The organism is Bacillus sp. JHAA, assembly GCF_036961585.1.
Lineage (GTDB): Bacteria > Bacillota > Bacilli > Bacillales > Bacillaceae > Bacillus > Bacillus velezensis.
This window is the reverse complement of record NZ_JBAMDE010000004.1, coordinates 267,026-288,782: the sequence shown is the minus strand read 5'-3', so window position 1 is coordinate 288,782 and position 21,757 is coordinate 267,026. Positions and strand designations below refer to the sequence as shown.

Here is a 21,757-nt window from a genome sequence, read left to right as displayed (position 1 = left end):
AAGGTCACCCGCTTTTATTTTGATTGTATCGCTCCGTTTTGTACCACTTGACTTCCTGCTTGAACAAGCGGTGCTTGATCTCTGTGAATAATGACCAGATGACGAGCACGATCCAAGCCTGGGAGTATGTAAAGTACATCAGAAATACGATAAAGAAGTTTTGTTTGTTCATTTCTGTTTTTTCAATGCTTAAAGTAATCATGACCTCAGTCATAAACAGGAAAAAGGCCAGTATCCACAAAATCATCGCCAAAAACCCGACAGCCAGATGCAGGTCGTAAAAAAGATTGATGATAAAAATCGTGTTTGACATGATCACACCGAAGAAAAACAAAAAATACGTAAAAAAGAAATAAAACAGATCGAAGATGATCCGCTTCCGTTTCAGCTTGAAAAATTGGGATAAAAACTTGAGAACGACGTATTGATTGCCGCGCGCCCATCTTGTCCGCTGGCGCCACCACACCTTCCATGTCTCAGGCTCCTGCTCCCATGTCACAGCCGCCGGGAAAAAGCGGATATGGTAGCCGAGATTATAGACGCGGATGGTCAGCTCGGTATCCTCCGCCAGCGCCTTATCATCCCAGCCGCCGAGCTGTTCGATAATGCTCCGCCTGATCGCGAAGTTCGTCCCCGGGATGGTGGCGATTTTGAACCATTTCCATCTGCCGCCCTGCGCCATCCACTGAAAGCAGATGGTTTCAATATTGATAAACTTCGTCAGGATCGTTTTGGCCGCGTTGATGACACGGAATTTCCCGACAACCGCTCCCGCTTTCTCATCATTCATCAGACCGAGAACCAGGTAGTACACCGCCATTTTTTCCGGCGTGTTGTCCGCATCATACACGCAGATCACGTCTCCGTTCGATTCCGCGAACCCTGAGTTCAGCGCCGAAGATTTTCCTTTTCCGGCGTTCGGGGGCTTTGTGATGACCATTTTAATGAAGTCATACTGACGGGAAAATTCATTGACGATGTCTCCCGTCCGGTCGGAGGAATTATCATTAACGACGATGATCTCAAGCCTGTCTTTCGGATAATACAGGTTCACCATCGCCTTCAGCGTCTGCCTGATGACGACCTCCTCATTATGCGCGGGAATGAGCACGCTGACCTTCGGGAGCTCCCCCATCTTTGCGCGCCATTTCGGAATGTTCCGTTCGTAGGTCATATAATGCCTGAATCCGCCCTGCATCAGAAACATGTGATAGAGAAGCATCACCCATATTAAACTTAATGAGATAAAAAACAGAATGTTACTCAAGGCTTCTTCTCTCCTTAAAGATTCGTTTTTTTAATGTGGCGCGCAAATAAAGAACGTAGCAGGCGAACATGATGATAAACAATAACACCACGCCGGAGAGAATCCAAAGCGCTTTTTCCAGAGGCGTCTGCTGATGGTGATTGAAAAAGGCCGTTATCGGATGAATCTTGTTTTCCACATGAATGGTTCCGTCTCCGTCCGTCTTGATCCTGACGCTGTCCGACGTTACCGTTTGCTTCGTTTTCTTCAGATCGAGCCACTCGCCGCCGGGAATCCGCTCCATCTGATTGACGAGCTCGGGGAGGTACTTCATGCCGAGATACGGATGGTAGAAACCGCCCGCCACTCCGCCGCCGAAATCAATCATCTGCGAAATATGATTCTCCATATCTCCGAGCGGATTTTCCTTTGAGTTATCGGCATAACCGATTGTTTCCGGGTACAGCGTCATCCCGTCCAGCATAGCCGGCTTTGAGACGAACGGAGGGGCGCCCGAGGTTTTCCACGTCGTGCCGCTGAGCTGTACTTGTCCGAAAATGCTGGAGAAATAAGAAGATGCGATTTTATAGCCTTCTTCAGACATCGTATAGTGCGGCGCTTCGAATGACAGCGGGTAAAGGCCGAGCTCTGTCAGATCGTCAATCGCCTGCTCCAGCTTCGTTCTCGTGTAGATTTTTTCTTTTTCACGGAAAGGCTTCACATACGCCCGGTACGCTTTTTCATTCGGAAAATCCTGTTCCTTTTCAAGCTTGACCGGAGTATCATCCGCATTTTCTGACGTGATCGGCTGATCCGCTTTGGCATCCCAAAATTCAAAGCCTTCTCCCGTTTCGCTGTATCGGTATGCGTGCGTGTAGCCGTGAATAATGATGCTGCCGCCCATTTGCTGAAGTTTTTTCAGGACGCTGACCATTTTCGGCTTGTCCGCCAAGTATACTTTTTCTCCGTTTTCCGGATTGAGATAGACCGGAATGACCGCCAGAATAAACGGAATGTGTCTTTTATGCAGGTAAGCGCCCGCTTCGTAAAGCAATGTTTCATCTGACATCGGACTGATGTCTTCAAGCCGTAAATAAAGGAGGGTGCCGCCCGCTGATTCTCCGAAAGCGCTGCGCAGCGCTTTCGCCGTCAGAAACGAATCATTTAACAGGCTCGTCACACCGAAATAATAGTCAGAGCGCGCCGTTTTCCACATAAAAGGGCGGGTGCTGCCGTCACCGGACCGGTATGTATAAAGGGACTTTCCTTTTACTCCCGATACGCCGAGCACGGACATCCCTTTTTCAAGCGGCATGTCTGTTTTTTCTTCTTTGCCGTAAATGCGGTATACCGTTTCTTTCTCTGTCAGGGACAAACCCGCAAATTGGCGGAACTGTCCGGCGTTATAGCCGATGCTGATAAGCTGCTGCGGCATGCTGCTGATCAGAGACACGAATGATGTGCTGAGCTTTTTTTTCGTGACGCCGTAATAGATGACGCGCCGATTCTTTTTGAGGTCCGCGGCCGTGATGTCTCCGTCGCTTTTCACGGTGACGGCGGATGAGAAATGGCCCGCGGTCAGATCAAGCATTTTGACCTCAGCGGTTTCTTTGCCGTCCGTGCTTGTATAAATAATGAGAATGCCGTCCTTTTTGTCTTTTGCTTCCGCCGTAAGGGGAACATAAACCGCCGAAATCATGAAGAGCGCCGAGAGTAAGAGACGTATCCATTTAGAGTTCATTCATCATCATCTCGTTTTCCAGTTCATTTAAAAATTGCTCAGCCGTTTGTAAATCCTTTCGGTACGCCAAGTAACATACACGGAAGGTGATGGAGACGTATTTACCGTTTTGCAGCCGGTACGTATCCAATTCCTTTTTCAGCTTCGCCAGAACGGCCGGCATGTGTTCTTCTGGCGTATGGGTCAGCACGATGCCGAACCGTTCGGCGGACGGCCTGAATTTTTTGTCTGTTTCCCGAACGCTTGACCGGATTTGGCGGCTGATAAATGCCAGCAGGCGGTCGGTCTCTTTTTCTCCGTAGAGGGATTTGAATTCCTTGAAATAATGCATGTGCAGCAGCAAAAAGACGAAGGAATTGCCGTAGCGTTCCGCCCGCTTGATTTCCTCAGAAAGCTCCAGCTTCATCCGCAGATGGTTGTCAAAGCCGGTCACCCTGTCGATGGCAACAAAGCTCGTAATCTCTTCACGCAGCTGTTTCACTGAGCGCTCAAGCCCCTTCGCCAACTCGTGAATCCTTCCCGCTATGTAAGAAAAGAGCAGCAGCGCAATCCCCCAAATGACCAGCACCTGCAGACTTTCGGCAACGGCAGACGCCATAAAGCTCCCGGTCTGAAACCACAGGAGCAGGCTGCCGAGAACAAATAAGACGAGTAAGGTGATGACGAGCGCGTAGATTGCCCCGAACCATATGCCGGCTCCCGTGACAAGCAATGTGATGCAGGTTATCAGAAGCCCTGCGGATTGCTGAGACGCATAGTAAATAAAAAAAGACAGCAGCACCAGCATAACTGCTGTGTAGCTGCACAGTTTTTGTGATTCATTGAATGATATTTTCATTAAACAATTTCCTTTCAGCCAGAAGCGGCAGCAGGTTATCGAAAGAATGTGTATCGCCCCCGCTCATATAGCCGCCGTAATCAGGTTTCAGCGTGTCCAGTGTTTCAAATGAAGTCATTCTTTCATAAAGCGGCTTGATGACAGCCGGATCAGCTTTTTGTTCTGCTAAAAAAAGAACGGCCAGGGCGTAAACGGACGGTGATTCGTATTGAACCGCCGGCTCCTTCGTGTCTGCGCTGTATCGTCCGTACAGCTGTCCGCGCGTCTTAAATTCCTTTATCATCCATTTCGACAGCACAGCGGCTTTGCCATCTCCCCGCTTCAGATTCACGGCGGCGTACAGCTGGTCGATGACATTGACTTCGCTGTCATATTTGTATTCCTTAGTTTCGGTATTGAACGATTTCGGCAGAAAACCATTTTTCAGGGGCGCAAGATTGAGAACATCGAGGTTCCGGTTTTCCGTTTTCTCATCGATAATCCCCTTTTCTCTGAGCATCTGTAAGGCGCCGGGGTCGACATAGGACAACGTCACGGTCTTTGACGCGGCATTTGAAGCGGCATCATAATAATCCGTAAAATACCCGTCATTCGTATTGTATTTTTCCAGCGCTTTCCCGATCTGTACCGCTGTTTTCCCGTATTCACTGTTTCCCCATAGGGTTCCGGCCTCATTCAGACAGTTCATGATTCTGAAATCGTCAATTAAGGCATTGGTGCCGCTCGCTTTATTCCCGTCAATCTTCCACGACACGAGCTCGTTTTTCGTCAGAAACGAATCGGTGAGAAGCTGATATTGCGCTTGAAACTGCCGTTCATCTTTCCTGTTCAGCAAAAATGCCATCCATAGTCCGAGAGACTCTGATAAATATTCCGGCTCACCGGATATGTTCGTCCGGATCATCCCCCGCCCGTTCATCAATTTATGATAAATAAAATGCTCTGCGGGCTGAAGCGGTCCGGACGGTTCGGCCGCCGCCTGTTTTTCAGTGCCGGCCTCCGCGCACCCCGCCGTCAGAACGATCGAAATCAAAAGGATCATCAGACGAAAAACGAATTGCTTCACAGTCCATCCTCCTATTTTATAAATCCTTTTTTAGACCCATATCTTATTTTTTCACAAAGTATTTTTACTATATAGGAAACGATAAAAGAATACTAGCATTTTTTCACATTGGGAAATTTTAAATGGGAGCGCCGTCTGCTCACCTTTTCCCTCTTCGTCTGGATCGTATTCCCATTACAGTTAAAAACACAACAAAAGGCAGCATTTCTTTACAAATGCTGCCTTTCTCTGATCTATTTATCCAGTCCGAGTTTTTTCAGCTGTTCTGCCAGCGCGTTGTTCATCGGCTCCTCTTTGTTTTGGCTTTTCATATAAGAGTTGATGTCCCGCTTGGATGCGCGTCCGGATTTATCTTTCGCCTTGCGCTTTTCAAAGACGGACAGTTTCTCCCGGTGGCCGCATACACATGCGAAGGTTTGGCCTTCGCCCTGGCCGCGAAGCTCCATTTTCTTATGACAGTTCGGACAGCGGGCGTTTGTTTTTCTTGCCAGCGTTTTCCGGCTGCCGCACTCACGATCCTGACATACGAGCATCGTGCCGCGTTTGCCGTTGACTTTAAGCATCATTTTGCCGCAATCAGGGCAGGCGGTGCCTGAAATGTTGTCATGTCTGAAAGTCTGGCTGCTGTTTTTTATTTCCTTCACCGTTTTGCCCGCATATGTTTTCATGTCTTTAATGAAGACGGCGGATTTCAGTTTGCCCGCTGCGATGGCGGAGAGCTTTTGCTCCCACTCAGCGGTTAAGGCCGGTGATTTTAAATCTTCCGGGACGAGCTGTAAGAGCTGCTTCCCTTTTGACGTGATGAAAATATCTTTTTCTTTTTTCTCGATCAAGAAACTGTTGAACAGTTTTTCAATGATATCAGCGCGGGTGGCCACTGTTCCGAGTCCGCCGGTTTCACCCAATGTTTTTACAAGGTTCTTCTCTTCTCCCTGCATAAAGGCGCTTGGGTTCTCCATCGCGGATAACAGCGTGCCTTCATTAAAGCGCGCCGGCGGTTTCGTCTGTCCGCTCGTTTCTTTCAATGATGAGACAGTGAGGCGCTGACCCTGCTGAAGATCCGGGAGCGTCTGGTCTTTGTCTTCCTCATGATCGTCGTCATCCTCGTACATATCATACACGGCTTTCCAGCCAGGCGATTGAACCGTTTTCCCTTTTGCGGTAAATGTTTCGCCGCCGATATCGGCTGTGACCTTTGTTTCCTCGTATTCGAACGCCGGCATTAACACGGCGAGAAAACGTTTGGCGATCAGATCGTAAAGCTTTCGTTCTTTGTCGCTGAGGCTTGAAAGGATCAGTGGCTCCTCTGTCGGAATAATGGCATGGTGATCCGATACTTTCGCATCATTGACGAATCCTTTATGTGCTTTGACGCCCCGCTTCAGTATTTGATTGACGTACTGTGCGTACGGCTTAACTTCCATGCCGTTTAAACGGTCTTTTAAAGTCGGCACGATGTCTGCGGAAAGGAATCTGGAATCCGTCCGCGGGTAAGTGACAAGCTTATGCTGTTCATACAGCTTTTGAAGCACGGACAGCGTCTCTTTTGCGGAGAAACCGAAGCGCTTATGAGCGTCCCGCTGCAATTCCGTCAAGTCGTAAAGACCGGGAGCGAAGCTTTTCTTCGCCGTTTTTTTCAATTCTGAAATGACCGCCGGCTTTCCTTGGAGATCTTTTGCCAAACGGCCGGTCACCGTCTGATCGAATGTTCTTGTCTGCTTTGTTTTTTTATCCTGCCATGTCAGCGTCATCTGATCAGCCGCCGCGCGGAGACCGTAATAAGGAACGGGTTTGAACGCCTGAATATCCGCTTCACGCTTGGCGATCATCGCCAATGTCGGAGTCTGGACGCGTCCGCATGACAGCTGCGCGTTAAATTTTGTGGTCAGCGCGCGGGTCGCGTTGATGCCGACGATCCAATCCGCTTCCGCTCTGGCAACGGCGGAATGATACAGGTTTTCGTACTCTTTGCCGCTGCGGAGCTTTTGAAATCCTTCTTTAATCGCCTTATCCGTCACAGAGGAAATCCACAGCCGCTTAATAGGTTTGCGGACGTTTGCCTTTTCGATAATCCAGCGGGCCACAAGCTCCCCTTCCCGTCCTGCGTCTGTAGCGATTACGATCTGGGTGACGTCTTTCCGGACAAGCTGAGCTTTGACCGCATTGAACTGTTTTCCTGTTTTTTTAATGACGACGAGCTTCAAAGGCTCCGGAATAATCGGCAGATCCTCAAGCCGCCATGATTGAAATTCTTTGCCGTATCCTTCAGGGTCAGCGAGCGTTACCAGATGCCCGAGCGCCCATGTGACGATGTAGCGGTCGCCTTCAAGATATCCGTTTCCTTTTTTATGACACTTCAGAACGCGGGCCAAGTCCCGGCCGACTGAAGGTTTTTCAGCTAATACAACTGTTTTTGACATGCTTTTCACTTCTCTTTCTTTCACAATCATCCTGTTATTATAACAGACTTCCTCACGCTCTCTCTAATCGAGGACGTTTTTTGTGTCAATTTCTGAGAAAATGACGTGGGTCACGGTTTGGGCATACGGAGAGGTGCGGTTGATGAAGTGTTCGATCGTTTCCAGGCTGTCCGCGTTCATCTTCAGCATATAACACGCCGCCCCGGCGACCCGAAAACAAAATTCAATGTTGGGAATGGATTGAATGTAGGTTTTAAATTGATCGTATTTTCCGTTTTTCACCGTCGCTTCGACAATGCAGGAAACAGGAAGCCCGATCTTTTTTTGATCAATGTCCAATGTATAGCGCTTAATGACGCCGAAGGATTCAAGCTGTCTGACACGCTCTGTGACGGACGGAGCTGACAATTTGATTTTTCTGCCCAGTTCCCGCATGGACAGGCGGCTGTCCCGCTGCAGCTCTTTAATGATGCTCAGATCAACATTATCTAGTTTCATGACTGTAGTCCTTCCTTACCCTTTTGGCTATATTATCAAGAGAAATCCGAAAAATGACAAGAACAACAGGCTGAATTAATAAAGGTTTTTTAGGAACTGACGCGAAATGGTCATATTAGGACTGCCCTTTGCTTATAGTATAGAGGAAAAAAGATGTCCGACAGGAGGGAGCTGTATGTTACACACGCCGATCGGCAGACTTCGCACGATGGGGTTTATTGAAGGAATGTCGCTTTTGGTGCTGCTGTTTATCGCGATGCCGCTGAAGTATTGGGCTCATCATCCGCTCGCCGTCACCATTGCCGGTTCCATTCACGGCGGTTTGTTTATCATTTATCTGGCGGTGCTGGCGTATGCGGCGTTTACTGTCAAATGGCATGTGAAATGGTCAGCCGCCGGTTTTATCGCGGCCTTTATTCCGTTCGGTAATTTTATTTATGATCGCGTCCTGAGACATTATCAATAAAAAAGCTCCTCTTCTGCAGAGGAGCTTTTTTCATGCGTTACATCCATTTCGTCACCCAGGCGATATAATAAGCGCCGGGGATGAATACGAGCTGGGCGAGAAGCGTGCCCGCCACCCTTGATGTCACCATCGTCAATGATGTCCATTTTAAGGAGACGTAGCTGCGCTTGCCCTTCGCCACATCGTCTGCCAGTACGGATACTTTCGGGTCAACAAACACAGCCAACAGCATAGTCGCAACTCCGTTGATTAAGCCTGATGCCATCACGGCGGTCGTGCTGTGCTCAGGCGCCAGAAGGCCGGCGTACAGAGCGGACAGAACACCGATCGTGTAAATAGACGTAATGACCATATTAATGACAAACAAGCGTTTCGGAATCATTCGGAATTGAAGCCCTTTTAAATAGGAGACTGACGGCAGTCTGATATAAGAACGCGCATGCTTCAGCCCGTTCAGTGAAAATCCTTTTTTAAATACCTGCATGACGGAGCCTCCTCCGTCCGCCAAGTGTATAATCGCCCTGGAGAATAACGCGACGAATGTCGGCAAAAGACAGATGCCGAGCATCGTTCCGACCGTGGAGCCGAATATTAAAAATCGAAACTGGGCGCCCACAAGAGACAGGGCGTTTGATCCGGCGGCATCAATCAGATGTCCGGTAAACGGCTGCTGAACCATGTTTGACATGCGAGACACGATGACCATGACATTAAATAATGACAGTGCGGACGCGATAAATCCGACTCTCGCGCCGGAAAGCCGTGTTGCATAGGCAAGCGTTTCAATCGAATGTATCAGCAGCAGAAAACAGAAGATAAACAGTACTTGTGAAGTAATAACGTGCAATGTATGATTCCTCCAAATCTTTTCTACTGATTAGACTCTGCAGACTGCGGCGAGGTTTCGGCCGTTTACATAAAAAAACCGCCCGGATGTCCGGAGCGGTTTTGTCTTATTCTTTTCTTACGCAAATAAATAATATATGGTTGCCCGCCTTAGCCCGCGGGTGATTCGTATTAACAGTTCCGACAGAATCATTCTTCGAAAGTAAACACCATGGAAGTTCTTGAACACAAGACAACGAAAGCCCTACCTCTCAATCGTCACTGCGGCTCCGAAGCCGCGCCGGTGTGAATTGTAAAACAAAAAGTCTTTTTTCCATCTCTTCGTTAGGGGCGAATGTCAGAAGGAAAAGAATAAGCTCAGCTTTTTTTCAAGCTGTCCGTTGAAGCCTGAAGCTTCTATATCAAAACAGAAAAAAGAAGTTTACTTTCTTTTTTATTTGCATGTTGTCACTTAGCAATTAAGTATAACAGATTGCCCCTGAATAATCAAATGATTTATTAAAGTTCCAGCTCGGCCGGCGTTTTTTCACCCGCGTTCATGAGCTTGATCTGCTTCGGTTCAATTTCAAGAATCACCAGGTTCGGATCGTCTTTTCCGTCAAACCAGCGTTCCAGTTTCGGATCCCACAGCTTTTCTTTTAAATCGGCTGAGTTGTTCAGTTTGGCGGTTCCGGCCACTTCCACATAAGCGTCTCCGAATCCTTCACAGTCATACCCTAACAGAATATGAACATTCGGATTGTTTTCAATTTCTTCCGCTTTATGAGTGTCTTTGCTCGTCGGCGTGTAAATCGTTAAGCCGTCATGGAAAAATGTCATGTAGCGTGAATGCGGTTTGCCTTGCTCTACCGTCGCAAGCGAACCGACTTTATGATGATCCAGTACTTCAAGCACTTTTTCTTTGATTTCATTTTGATTCATGAAGAATCACTCCTTTTTAACGTCTCCACTGTTACTTTTCCACATTGGGGAGACATTTAAACCAAGAAATGTGCTATTCTGCCGATCTTCGCTCCATTCCCGCTTCAGCATGCTGTAGTTCACCGTGTCATGATAGGCGCCCTGTACGAAAATGCCTTCTCTCGTCAGTCCTTCTTTCTGAAATCCGAGCCGTTCCGCCACTGCCCTGCTTTTCGTGTTTTTTTCAGCCGCGCTGATCATAATGCGGTTCAGGCCGAGATCCTGAAATGCATGGGTGATGACCGCCCGGCAGCTTGCGGTGATAATGCCGAATCCTTCATGCTCTCGATCCAGCCAGTAGCCGATCTCTGCTTTTTGATTGGCTGTATCGGCATTATGGATGCTGATCATGCCGCAAAACCGGCCCTTCACAAAAATTCCGGCGTCAAACCCATTTTCTTCCGCGTATTTATAGCGCCATTCGGGGATGATCACATCGCGGTACGTATCGATATCAGCCAGGTCTTCCGCCCAGCTGAGCCATTCGCTGAGATGGTTTTGATTTCGCTTCATAACAGAATACAATTCGTCCGTATCTTCTTTGGCAAGCAATCTGATCGTCAGATGTTCCCGGATTTGACAGGAAAACACGACCGCACCTTCTTTCCTTTATTAGCCATTATACAGGTAAATTCATTTTTTTCCATACAAAAAAGATGAGGCGTGCAGCCTCATCCTTAAATGCGCGGGTCGGTGAAAATGTCGTGATCATCCGTGCTTGTCGATGACATTTCCGTGACGACCGCCCCTTCTTCTCCCGCTTGAAACCAATGCTTCGTATCCGGCGGAATGGTGTATTGTCCGCCCGGCTCAAGCACAATCTCATGCCAGACGGTGTAGTATTCCTTGTCTTCTTCCGGCGGGAGGACGCTTGGGTTCTCTGTCTTTTCGCCTTCCACGTAGAGATACACCTTCCCCCAGCGGCAGCGGAATGTCTCTTGTTTTCCCTTCTCGCCGCCGACCGGCGGATGGCGGTGTTCCGGACACGTCTGGCGCGGGAAGAGCACCAATTCTTTCGAACAGTAGCGGTCGGTATTCACGTAAATAAACAGCTGAAGCCCGGTTTCCTCAAGCTTGCCTAAGCCGTAATCCATGATTTGAATGTCTTCGACTTCATTATCAGTCAGAACGATTCCCGCTTTTTGATAGTATGCATTCACATCATGTTTCGATATCGTCATGCTTCAGCCCCCTTATGTGGTTACAAATTTGCCGCCGTTGACATGCAGCGTCTGCCCGGTCATATAAGATGATTCATCTGAGGCCAAGAGCACATAGCAGCCGACATGCTCAACAGGCTGGCCTGCCCGCCCCATCGGAGTAGTCTGACCGAAGGAAGCGACTGTTTCTTCTGAGAATGTCGCCGGAATAAGCGGTGTCCAGATCGGCCCCGGTGCCACGGCGTTGACACGGATACCGTCGTTGACGAGCGCTTGCGCCATGGATCTCGTAAAACCGTTAATCGCGCCTTTTGTAGCCGTGTAGTCAATCAGCTGCGGATTGCCTGTGTAAGGATTAATGGATGTCGTATTGATGATCGCGCTGCCCGGCTTCATGTAATCAATCGCTTTTTTAGTCAAATAAAATTGTGAGTAAAAGTTTGTTTTAAAGGTTCTGTGAAGCTGCTCGCTTGTGATGTCTTTAATGCTTTCTTTCGGATGCTGTTCCGCGGCGTTATTCACGAGAATATCAAGACGCCCGAATTCTTCAACCGTTTTTTCAACCGCTTCATTGCAAAAGTCTTCCTCACCGACATCGCCGGGGATTAACAGACATTTTACGCCTTCTTCTTCCACTCGTTTTTTTGTATCTTCCGCATCACCGTGTTCATCAAAATAGACGATCGCGACATTTGCGCCTTCCTTCGCGTAAGCAACCGCTACGGCGCGTCCGATACCGCTGTCGCCCCCTGTGATAAGTGCGGTTTTCCCTTTTAATTTATCAGCGCCTTTATATTCTTTGTATTCATAAACAGGCGCCGGATTCATTTCGCTTTCAATGCCCGGCTGGCGGTTTTGTGATTCCGCCGGGAATTCCTTCGGATAGTTTTCCATGTCAAGTTCCTCCTTCTTGTTCGATCTCATATTTCTTGTCTACCTCGGCAGTCCTCCGGATAAACATGATTGAGACAGTTCAAAACGTTTTCGGAGAAAAATGTTTCACATGGAACGCAAGAAAAAAACCCGGCTGGAAGCCGGGTTTTTGTTTTCAATTATGAACGTACCGCTTGTTTGCGGAGCACGTCTTTTCTCACTTTTCCAAGGTTGTTTTTCGGAAGTTCGCTGACGAACTCAATTTCCGGAATTTTAAAGGCGGCAAGACGTTCTTGAAGGAATCGGGTCACTTCTTCTTCTGTCAGGTCTTCTCTGCCGTTTGTCACGATGAACGCTTTCGGCTTTTCACCGTAAAGCGGATCAGGGATACCGACAACCGCCGTTTCGAGAATGCCCGGCACTTGCTGAATGACCTCTTCAATCTGGTCGGGATAAATATTGTCGCCGCCGTAGATGATGACATCTTTATAACGTCCGGTGATAAAGATAAATCCGTCTTCATCCACATATCCGGAATCGCCGGTATGGAACCAACCGTCTTTCAGCACTTTTCGTGTCGCTTCTTCGTTACCTTCGTAGCCTTTGAATAAAAACGGACTTGTCACAACGACTTCTCCGATTGAGCCTTGCGGAAGGACTTCACCTGTTTCCGGATCTACAACGCGGACATCCACTTCTTCCATCGGTTTACCCGCGGAAGCGGCTTTATCCATTCCCATTTGCGGATTCCAAGAGCTGATGCCCCACGCTTCCGTGCTTCCGTATCCGTGCATGAGCGGAATGCCGATGTCGAGATACTGCTGGATCAGGCTGCTTGGCACCTTTGTGCCTCCCGTCATCATATAAACGATAGAAGACATGTCAGTCTGGTGCGTTTCCCATGCTTTCAGCAGGTATGTGAAATAGACTGGCAGCGCCATGATGGTTTGAATTTTTTCTTTTTCGATGAGCTTCAGGTTTTCCACAGGGTCCTGATTGTCTGTCATAATGAATGTCGTTCCGCTCATCGTGCCGACCATCTGGCAGATAATCGCGCTCGTATGGTAATTCGGATGGCATGCTAAGAAGCGGACATGCTGCATTCTCCCCGTGTATGCCAATGTCGCGTTTACGTAGTTGTATATGCCGCCGTGAGTGATCATGCAGCGTTTCGGATTGCCGGTTGTACCTGAGGTAAACATCAGCAATGCCGTATCGTTTTCAGACACCGTTTCGACATCCGGTGTATCACCGGAGCCTGTCAATAAAGCGTCAAACTGAAGCGTTGTCTCCGCAGCTGTTCCGGTCTCGACCTTCAGTTTAAGAGAAGATACCAGCGCAGGAAGCACTTCTTCCATGATCTCTTTAAATTCAGTGCCGTAAAAAACAGCTTTCGGTTCACAGGCTGCTAAAATGCCTTTCATTTCGTAAGGTGTTAATTGCCAGCTGACCGGCACAACCACCGCGCCGATTTCGAGTGCCGCAAACATGACAATGGATGCCGCGTGGCCGTTTTTGCAAAGCATCGCCACTCTGTCGCCTTTTTTTATTCCTTTATCAAGAAGCGCTTGTGCAAGCTGGTTGATTCGTTTTCGATATTCCGCGTAGGTCAGGGTATGCGCACCGCTTTTTACAGCTTCGATCTCTTCGCTATTTGAAATGTCATGCAGAATCAGATGCTGTAATGTCTCCATATTTTCATCTCCCATAATGATAAATCACAAAAAAACTCTGTCAGATTTTCTTTCTCACGCAACCCATTTTAAACCAAAAAATATAACTTGTAAAACTATTTTGTTTTAGAACTATTCCATCAGTGAATGATACAATAGTCCCGTGTTTTTAGTTTCTTCCCTTCCCCTTACCCTCATACATGCACAAAAAAACACACCCCACATGAGGTGTGCGCTTCCTGTTTACCGCTGTCCTTTCTCCTGAATGAAATGATAAAACAGCTTGTTTAAACGTTTGTATAAATCGGCCTCATCCTCCGTCTGGAAGGCTTTTATACTGTCTTCGGACTCGATGATGGCCGAGCTGACCGCACTTAGTATTTCCGCCCCTTCAGCGGGCATATCAGCCGGCGCCATCATCACCAAAGCGCGGTCGACGGTCAGGGAATTTCCGTCCATGCCTTTGACACTGCATGGAGCCGTCAAATCATAAATTTTGAAAAAAGGCGTGACAATTTCTTCATTTTTGAGATGGTACAGGGCCATCGCCGTTCCCGGAATGCCGAGTCCGCCCTGTCGTTCACGCTCAGCAAGGCGCTGTGCGGTTTTTTGGGCATTATGAACCAATCCTTCTTGCTCCAGCATGTCAAACATACGGTTCAAAAACAGCTCATACGCCGTGTTTGAATCAATGGATTTGACCGAAAAGTTCCGCAGCACGCTTTGGATAACCGCCGCGTAATGCGCCATACGGCCGGCCGCTTCCAGCATATCAGGCGTCTCCGGCTGCTTCTCTTCTCTTTTACCGTTTCTTTTTTTGTCAAGAATCAGCGGAATTTTTCTTTTGATGTACTGCTTGACCTGATCAGCGTCTTCTTCGTTTAAAAGCGGACTGACCATGACGTAATCAATATTTTCATACGGGATCGGAACGGTGGATACGATCATGTCATACGCGGTGATGTCTCGATCCTTCAGTTCGATGAGGGAAGACATATCAAAGGAACGGATTTCCGAAAGCTCTTTTTTCAGCCTGGATGCGAGCATTTTGGACGACCCGATGCCGCTTGAACAGACGATCAGCGCTTTGATCTTCGCCTCTTCCCGTTTGATTTCCAAAGCGGAGCCGAAGTGAAGAACGATGAAAGCGATCTCATTATCAGAGAAAAGAAGCCCCGGAAAGAATTTTTCCATTCCTTCTTCTACGGCCATGTACAGCAGAAAGTAGTCGCGTTTAATTTGCTCGGTCATCGGGTTGTACATGTCGATATTTTCTTTTACCCGGTTGATCGCAGGCTCCAGATGGGCGATTAAACCGTCGTATAAAGAACCGTTTTCCGTCAGATCAATTTTAATTTTTTCAGAAATGAAGCCGATCAGCTGCTTCGTTTGCAAGGCCGTTTCAACCTCTATGTCTTCCGGTTTGAATTCCGTTTTGTATTTGCGGTTGGCGCTCCGCAAATGAATGGTGATATATCCGATCTCAGCTTCCGGAATTGAAACGCCGAACGCTTTTTCAAGCTCTTTTGCCATTTCCAGCGCAGAGCCGTACTCCTTCGTCTGCTGCAGCGCTTTTAGTTCCGAAGCCTCCATCGTGATGGTTTCTCCGAGCCTGATCCGGTCCATCGCAAAGGTTAAATGAACCGCAAGCGCCATGTATGAGCTGTCAGATAAGGCGATCGCGATTTTTTCCTTGAGCTGAATTAAGAGCCGGTCCATTTTCAAAAGTTCCGCTTTATTTACGACGCCGAACATTTTTTCAGCATCGTCCGGTTTTCCTTTAATATTCAATTCAACCGCTTCCAAAAAGCTTTGAATATCAAGGCGGTTGACGATGAGATTGCCGACGATTTTCCGTTTCGCATTTTCCGGCCCCGTCAGCTGAATGCCGAAGCCCCTTTTTCGGATCAGCGTCAAGCCGAAGGGCGCAATCCAAGTCTCCAGCTCATCCAGGTCATAGCTGATCGTCGCGTTTGTCACTTGCAGTTCGTTCGCCAGACTGTAGAGCTTGATCGGCTCTTGAGACTCTAATAGTGAACATAGAATTAAAAGTTTCCGCTCCTCAGCGCTGTATTCATGCTGTTCATAGGACAGGTCTGACAGGAGTTTTTGTTTGTCCTCCGGGTTTCCTACCGCTTTCAGTCCTTTTCCGGGCTGTTTATCAAGTGCCAGACCGAATGATTCCATTATCGGTTTGATTGTTTTTAACTCGCGGTGAACGGTTCTTGTGCTGACTTGTAAAGCTTCCGCCAGTTCATGCACTGTCTCGTACCGGTTCTGCAGTAATAGATGTTTCATTAATTTTTGTTCTCTCGCTGTCATATACATGAAACGCGCCTCCAGATTTTCTAGTTGTGAGAAGTATGTCATATGGGGAGTGCTGCCGGGGAAAGTGGTGTAAGTTATAATATAAAACGCTTTCAATGATTATTCAACCATTTTCAAATGGCAATTTGGCACTGGGCCGTGTGACAGTATTGAAAAAGAAAAATGTGTCAGATAATATGCCATGACGCTTGTTACTCTTGATCCGCACGGCTATACTTCAAAGTGACCTTACTTGTTTTTAGACATTGCACACCACATAAACAAACGCCCGGAAGATAGCTTCCGGGCGTTTGTTCTGTTTATGGAATATCGCAGCCTTGGACACCGGTATAAATCCGGAACCACTGATCATGGCTGAGTTTGTACGCGGATGCACGCACCGCGGCGGAAATGCGGTTCTCTTTTCCGCTGCCGACAATCGGCATGATGTCTGCCGGGTGGGTGAACAGCCATGCGTACATGACTTCGTCAATGGAAGCGGCGCCGATTTCTTCCTGTACGGAACGAAGCGCGGCACGGATACGGACGTCCTTATCTGATTGTCCGGTAAAGACGCTCCCGCCCGCAAGCGGTGACCACGCCATCGGCGGAATGCGTTTTTCCTGACAGAAATCCAGCGTGCCGTCATGAATATTTTCCAGCTCGTACGCCGAGATTTCAATTTGGTTTGTGATGAGCGGATCATCCAAATAGGATTCGAGCATTCTGTACTGGTGCGCTTTAAAGTTCGATACTCCGAAATATCTGACCTTTCCCGAGCTTTTCAGCGCATGAAACGCTTCAGCCACCGCCTCCGGGTCCATAAGCGGGTCCGGTCTGTGAATGAGCAGCACATCCAGATAATCCGTATTCAGATTCAAGAGCGACTGCTCCGCCGACGCTAAAATGTGAGACTTCGACGTATTATAATGATGCGACTTGTTTCCGGGCCGTTCCGGTGATTCAATGACAATCCCGCATTTTGTGACGATTTCGATTCGCTCCCTTATTGAAGGCGAAAGGGACAAAGCGCCGCCGAACAGCTTTTCACACGTATAACCGCCGTATATATCGGCATGGTCGAAGGTGGTGATGCCTTGGCTGATACACCATTCAATCAAATTCAGCAGCTCTCCGTCTGAAACATTCCATTCGTTCAGACGCCAAAGCCCGTGTATCACTCTTGAAAATTCCAGGTCTTCAGCCAATTGAATGCGCTGCATGTGAAATCCCCCTTTTTCTTAGAGCCTCTTGTATCTCTGTTTTCAGGAATTGCCCATGCTGTTTCATTCTGCTTCGGCGGCCGATTTTCCTTTCAGCCCGCAAAAATCGTCATTTAATGATTCTGAAACTGCTTTTTCGCTTTTTCAACGACGTAATGGCTTCCGCCGCGTTTTTTGACGTCTTGAATCATCATCGCGATCAAGAGGTCTTTCTTTTTATAATCGTAACCGACAAACCAGCCGTTTTCTTTGCCGTCTTTATCTTCTTTAGACGTTTTCAGCTCGGCTGTACCGGTTTTTCCGGCTACGGTAATGCCGCTTACGGCCGGCTGATATGCAGAGCCGCGCGGATCTTCAACGACGCCTCTCAGCCCTTTTGTGATTTCTTCGGCATTGGCTTTCGACACCACTTGCTTATGCCAGATTTGCGGTGTTTTTTCTCCGTCTTTGATCAATGTCGGTTTGACGAGATTTCCGTCTGTTACAAATGCGGTATAGTCAGCAGCTAAGTGCAGCGGAGACATCAGCATCTGCCCCTGGCCGTAGCCCGTATCTCCGAGAAGGATCTCGGAATCAAGCTTGCCGTTAGCGATTGAAGACTTTTCAATCGGAAATTGGTACGGAATCTCTTCATCAAAGCCAAATGTTTTTAATCCTTTTGTAAACGCGTCCGCTCCGGCATCTATGGCATTTTGCGCAAAGTAGATGTTGTCCGATGTGATCAGCGCGTTTTCGAGATCCACTTCATTCAGGCGCTCTGATACGCGTGTGACATGGTAACCGCCCCAGCTTGAATCTTTCTGCCACTCTTTTCCGGTGATTTTTTTCTTTTTCGACGCTTTCAATGTGCCGTTTGTCAGGCCGACTGCCGCGGCAATCGGTTTAATCGTTGATCCCGGCGCATAAAGTTTGTTGAATTTCGCTGAAAACGGATTGTTTTTATCTTCATTCAGCTTTTTCCATTCTTTTCCGCCCCAGCCGAAAATAAAGCCGTTCGGGTCATAAGACGGTGCGCTGACGAGCGCGAGGGTCTCTCCCGTTTGCGGTTCGAGGGCGACTGCCGCTCCGCTGTCATCTTTCATAGAATCATACAGCTTCGTCTGCGTTTTCATATCAATCGTTACATGAATATCCTGCCCGCTTTCGGCTTTCTTTTCAGCAATGACCTCACCTGTTTGCGGGACGTAAATTTTCCAGCCGGTCGTGCCGCGCAGCTTGTCTTCATATACATTCTCAAGGCCGGCGATGCCGATTTTGGAAGTATCGCTGTATTGGCCGTCTTTCGCTTTTTTCAGCTGCTCCGCTGTGATGGTTTTAATATAGCCGGTCAGATGAGCCGCTTTTTCGCCGTACGGATAGTAGCGGGAGCTGACTTTCGTTTTCGTCACGCCGTCTAATGCGAGCAGGCTTTTGACCTTGCTTTCATCATCCGGTCTGATTTTTTGAAGCGGGACATAGGAGTCGTCTTTTACCCAGCCTTGGTTCAATTTGCTTTTGATATCGTCTTCAGAAAGGTCCAGTTTTTCAGACAGTTTTTTGATCACGCTGTCTTTATCCTTGCCGAGTTTTCCAGGGATAATGCCGATTTCCGGCACCTCGGTATTCACGGCGAGACCTTTTCCGTCTTTGTCGTAAATTTGTCCGCGCTTCGGTTCTTCATTTGCGATCTGCACGGTTTTGTCATCGGAAAGCTGTTTGAAAATAAAAGAAGGATTCCAGTCGATGTTCCACGATTCTCCATCGTCTGTTTTTTCTTTTTTCAGGACTGCCGTGTTTTCAAAAGCGACCTTCCCTGCTTTTGTATCCATGCTGACTTTATAATCGATGTGCTGGAGGTCATCTTTTTTCTTGTCGTCTTCGTCCTGTTTTTCGGCAGTGACTTTCAGATTTTTGACCCCTGCTTGTTCATAAACGGTTTCATATCGCTTTATAAAATCCTTTTTGGATCGTTTTTTCTTTTCATCCTGGGTGAGGCTTTGGTACATCTTATCGTAATGACCGCCGTTCCAGTCTTTTACGAAATCTTTCATTCTGTCTTCGGCCGATTCCGTTTTCGAGCAGCCGATCAAACCTATGATTCCTGCGAGTAAAAGTAATAGGTATAACCCTTTTTTCACTGTCTATTCCCCTGCCTTCCAACTGTTATTTTCTCCTAAACCAAATCAGGCTGGCAAGGATTTTTTTCTCATATTATTTAAAATTTTTTTGTTTCTCCTGCCGTCACGGGCCATATTCTTATACAATGTATCTATTAAAAAAAGGGGGAATTTCAGATGATCAGAGAAGCAGCCATGCTGTATGTAAAAGAAGGTCTTGAGGGGGAATTCGAAGAGGCATTCCGCCGGGCGGAGCCGATTATTGCGGGCATGAAAGGTTATCTGTCCCATTCCTTGTCCAAATGTATGGAAAAGACGCATAAATATTTGCTGCTTGTGGAATGGGAGACATTAGAAGATCATACAAAAGGCTTTCGCGGATCGCCGGAATATCAGGAATGGAAAGCCTTACTGCACCGTTTTTATTCACCATTTCCCGTTGTGGAGCATTTTCAGGATCTATCAGACTCAGATCGCGTGAAGCGTAAAACCGATTAAGGAGATTGACCATACAAAAACGGCGGTATAGATATTGAATTTCCCGGAGCCGTCGTTTTCTTTCCGTTTTTCCTCCAGCCCCTGAATGAACATGACCGCACCGAGAAACACGAGCATAACCGGCTGTATGACAGAGGTATGTTCCGCATACGTAAATGCGGCGGCCGCAAGTATAATAATCAGCATCGCGAGTGACAGTTTTAAGGCGCGCAGCAAAGCAATCCATCCTTTCTGTTATCATTTTTTGAACACAATTCTATTTCTGTCTTTATCCCCCATTATTCTAGCGTATTTTTTGCGCGGATAGAACGAAAGTCGGACAATTTTAAGTTTGTTTTAAGGAGCACGAAAAGCGCGCTCCCGATGAAAAGGAGCGCGCGGTTATGAGCGGGCAAGGCTTCCGTATCCGAGCCCCCGCAGGACGCATGCCATGACTTCATACCCCTTGCTGTTGGGGTGTACGCGGTCATGAGAGAGATATTCATTCATTTTTCCTTTGAAAGCGCTGTGGACGTCGGCAATTTTGACGTGCGGCGCCGATGCGAGTGTGCTGAGGTGCGCATTATAAGAGGATATCCATTTTTCTGCAATGGAGATGCCCGGGAAAGGATTGTATAAATTGAAGACGCGGATCTCATAAGGAGACGGGTGCGGCCCTTTTAAGGCAGCGATCTTGGCAATCATCTTTTCAAAGTTCTCATGGCAGTGACTGGACACGCTGGTGAACACCGAAGCGTCCGATGTTTGCTGATATGCCTGAACCGAATCGATCAAATCGTTGCCGCAGCCTGTAATCGTAATCATATCAGCAGCCTGAATCCGCCTCTGAATGTACGGCAAGGACATAAGCCCGAGAATTTCTCCCGTCTCAAGGCCTGATTTGGCAAAGATGGATACGTCGGTTCTTGTCTGTAAATCTTCTGCCATCATCCGCCCGAACCGCTGTACAAAACCGGCGGAAAACGGCCCGGATCCCCTCCCCGTCGTCAAAGAATCCCCCAGCGCCGTATAAACAAGTCCCATTTACTTTCCTCCACTCGTTACTATCGATATTGTAATGTACGCGCGTGAAGAAAAATTGGCTCGGTCAATAACCCAATTTCTCAGAAATATGCTGTGCGGCGGTTTTGACCTTTTCGGTTAAATACGGCAGCCTGTCCTCTGAAAAACGGGCTTCGAAGCCGGCGATGCTGATTCCGGCAGCCACCTTACCTTCGTGATTGAAAATCGGCGCCCCGATCGCCGCCGTGTAATCTTCTAATTCCGAATAGCTGATCGTATAACCTGATTGTAAGGATCTTTCAATGGATTGAAGCAGTTCAGCCCGATCCGTCATCGTGCCTGAGGCGATTGCGGCAGGCTTTGTCTTCTGAATGTATGTGTCAATCTCCTCTTTTGGCAGAAACGATAGAATGCTTCTGGCGCACGCTCCCGCGTACAGCGGCGACCGGCGGCCGATTGCCGTATACAGGCGGACGGTTTGGGTGCCTTCAATTTTTTCGACGTAAATGGCTTCATCTCCGTCCCTCATGATCAGCTGAACGGCCTCATCCACTTCGCCGCACAGCTCTTCCATAATCGGTTTGGCTATTTTCCTGATGTCCAGACGTTCAGAGACGAGCTGGCCGAACTGTAGAAAGATCAGACCAAGCTGATAACGGCCGTCCGCTGCCCGGGTGAGAAATCCCGTTTCCTCCAGCGAGCTTGCCATCCGGTGAACCGAGGTCTTCGGCATTTCCGATAGAGAAACCAGCTCATTTAAGCTCAGGCTCGGTTCAGTCAGAAACAAATGAAGCAGTTCCATTGATTTGATGACAGTTTTGTTTTTGTTTTCCATGGTCTTTAG

General features: G+C 47.9%; 20 protein-coding genes. 2 read left to right on the top strand and 18 right to left on the bottom strand.

Going from position 1 to position 21,757, the window contains the following annotated elements:
- Positions 1-4: 4 nt before the first annotated feature.
- From V7728_RS11515 to V7728_RS11490, 6 genes are all read right to left on the bottom strand, one after another.
- Entirely contained in the window at positions 5-1,267 is a 1,263-nt protein-coding gene (locus V7728_RS11515; RefSeq protein ID WP_015239174.1) for a glycosyltransferase family 2 protein, read from the bottom strand.
- A complete protein-coding gene (locus V7728_RS11510) occupies positions 1,260-2,987 on the bottom strand; it encodes a DUF2334 domain-containing protein (RefSeq protein ID WP_099566408.1) in 1,728 nt (575 codons plus the stop codon). Before V7728_RS11510 ends, V7728_RS11515 begins: the two co-directional genes overlap by 8 nt.
- Positions 2,977-3,825, bottom strand: a complete 849-nt coding sequence (locus tag V7728_RS11505; protein WP_052827063.1) for a diguanylate cyclase domain-containing protein — start codon at positions 3,823-3,825, stop codon at positions 2,977-2,979. The genes V7728_RS11510 and V7728_RS11505 overlap by 11 nt, the downstream gene beginning before the upstream one ends.
- Complete coding sequence (locus tag V7728_RS11500; protein WP_099566407.1) at positions 3,806-4,891, bottom strand: lipoprotein YdaJ; 1,086 nt, start codon at positions 4,889-4,891, stop codon at positions 3,806-3,808. Before V7728_RS11500 ends, V7728_RS11505 begins: the two co-directional genes overlap by 20 nt.
- A gap of 233 nt (positions 4,892-5,124) precedes the next feature.
- A complete protein-coding gene (locus V7728_RS11495) occupies positions 5,125-7,311 on the bottom strand; it encodes a DNA topoisomerase III (RefSeq protein WP_012116832.1) in 2,187 nt (728 codons plus the stop codon).
- Between the two features lie 63 nt (positions 7,312-7,374).
- Entirely contained in the window at positions 7,375-7,809 is a 435-nt protein-coding gene (locus V7728_RS11490) for an Lrp/AsnC family transcriptional regulator (RefSeq protein ID WP_007410180.1), read from the bottom strand.
- 175 nt (positions 7,810-7,984) lie between these two features.
- On the opposite strand from V7728_RS11490, the gene V7728_RS11485 reads away from it, so the two are divergent.
- Positions 7,985-8,275: a DUF3817 domain-containing protein gene (locus V7728_RS11485; RefSeq protein ID WP_076425682.1), complete on the top strand. Its 291-nt coding sequence runs from the start codon at positions 7,985-7,987 to the stop codon at positions 8,273-8,275.
- Positions 8,276-8,312: 37 nt separating this feature from the next.
- Here V7728_RS11485 and V7728_RS11480 read toward each other — a convergent pair whose 3' ends face one another.
- The 9 genes from V7728_RS11480 to V7728_RS11440 all read right to left on the bottom strand — a co-directional run bounded on the left by V7728_RS11480 (position 8,313) and on the right by V7728_RS11440 (position 19,434).
- A complete protein-coding gene (locus V7728_RS11480; RefSeq protein ID WP_012116831.1) occupies positions 8,313-9,122 on the bottom strand; it encodes a lipid II flippase Amj family protein in 810 nt (269 codons plus the stop codon).
- A 497-nt stretch (positions 9,123-9,619) separates the two neighbouring features.
- Entirely contained in the window at positions 9,620-10,042 is a 423-nt protein-coding gene (locus V7728_RS11475; RefSeq protein ID WP_003156270.1) for a pyridoxamine 5'-phosphate oxidase family protein, read from the bottom strand.
- 6 nt (positions 10,043-10,048) lie between these two features.
- On the bottom strand, positions 10,049-10,672 hold the full coding sequence (locus V7728_RS11470; RefSeq protein WP_099566406.1) for a GNAT family N-acetyltransferase: 624 nt from the start codon (positions 10,670-10,672) through the stop codon (positions 10,049-10,051).
- 86 nt (positions 10,673-10,758) lie between these two features.
- The gene (locus V7728_RS11465) at positions 10,759-11,262 is read right to left on the bottom strand and encodes a D-lyxose/D-mannose family sugar isomerase (protein WP_007410308.1); all 504 of its coding nucleotides are present in this window, start codon (positions 11,260-11,262) and stop codon (positions 10,759-10,761) included.
- Positions 11,263-11,274: 12 nt separating this feature from the next.
- Positions 11,275-12,135: an SDR family oxidoreductase gene (locus V7728_RS11460; RefSeq protein WP_007410307.1), complete on the bottom strand. Its 861-nt coding sequence runs from the start codon at positions 12,133-12,135 to the stop codon at positions 11,275-11,277.
- 158 nt (positions 12,136-12,293) lie between these two features.
- Positions 12,294-13,808: a class I adenylate-forming enzyme family protein gene (locus V7728_RS11455; protein ID WP_099566405.1), complete on the bottom strand. Its 1,515-nt coding sequence runs from the start codon at positions 13,806-13,808 to the stop codon at positions 12,294-12,296.
- A gap of 222 nt (positions 13,809-14,030) precedes the next feature.
- Complete coding sequence (locus V7728_RS11450; protein ID WP_099566404.1) at positions 14,031-16,115, bottom strand: BglG family transcription antiterminator; 2,085 nt, start codon at positions 16,113-16,115, stop codon at positions 14,031-14,033.
- Between the two features lie 299 nt (positions 16,116-16,414).
- Positions 16,415-17,317, bottom strand: a complete 903-nt coding sequence (locus tag V7728_RS11445; protein ID WP_014416927.1) for an aldo/keto reductase — start codon at positions 17,315-17,317, stop codon at positions 16,415-16,417.
- Between the two features lie 113 nt (positions 17,318-17,430).
- On the bottom strand, positions 17,431-19,434 hold the full coding sequence (locus tag V7728_RS11440; protein ID WP_099566403.1) for a penicillin-binding transpeptidase domain-containing protein: 2,004 nt from the start codon (positions 19,432-19,434) through the stop codon (positions 17,431-17,433).
- Positions 19,435-19,590: 156 nt separating this feature from the next.
- Here V7728_RS11440 and V7728_RS11435 point away from each other — a divergent pair, with 156 nt between their 5' ends.
- A complete protein-coding gene (locus V7728_RS11435) occupies positions 19,591-19,911 on the top strand; it encodes an antibiotic biosynthesis monooxygenase family protein (RefSeq protein WP_003156282.1) in 321 nt (106 codons plus the stop codon).
- Here V7728_RS11435 and V7728_RS11430 read toward each other — a convergent pair.
- The 3 genes from V7728_RS11430 to V7728_RS11420 form a co-directional block, all read right to left on the bottom strand.
- The gene (locus V7728_RS11430; protein ID WP_369719110.1) at positions 19,882-20,097 is read right to left on the bottom strand and encodes a YczI family protein; all 216 of its coding nucleotides are present in this window, start codon (positions 20,095-20,097) and stop codon (positions 19,882-19,884) included. The genes V7728_RS11435 and V7728_RS11430 overlap by 30 nt on opposite strands.
- A 195-nt stretch (positions 20,098-20,292) precedes the next feature.
- Complete coding sequence (locus V7728_RS11425; RefSeq protein ID WP_007609458.1) at positions 20,293-20,934, bottom strand: GDSL-type esterase/lipase family protein; 642 nt, start codon at positions 20,932-20,934, stop codon at positions 20,293-20,295.
- A 64-nt stretch (positions 20,935-20,998) separates the two neighbouring features.
- Positions 20,999-21,748 (bottom strand): IclR family transcriptional regulator, encoded by a 750-nt coding sequence (locus V7728_RS11420; protein WP_099566402.1) that lies wholly within the window; start codon positions 21,746-21,748, stop codon positions 20,999-21,001.
- Positions 21,749-21,757: the final 9 nt, after the last annotated feature.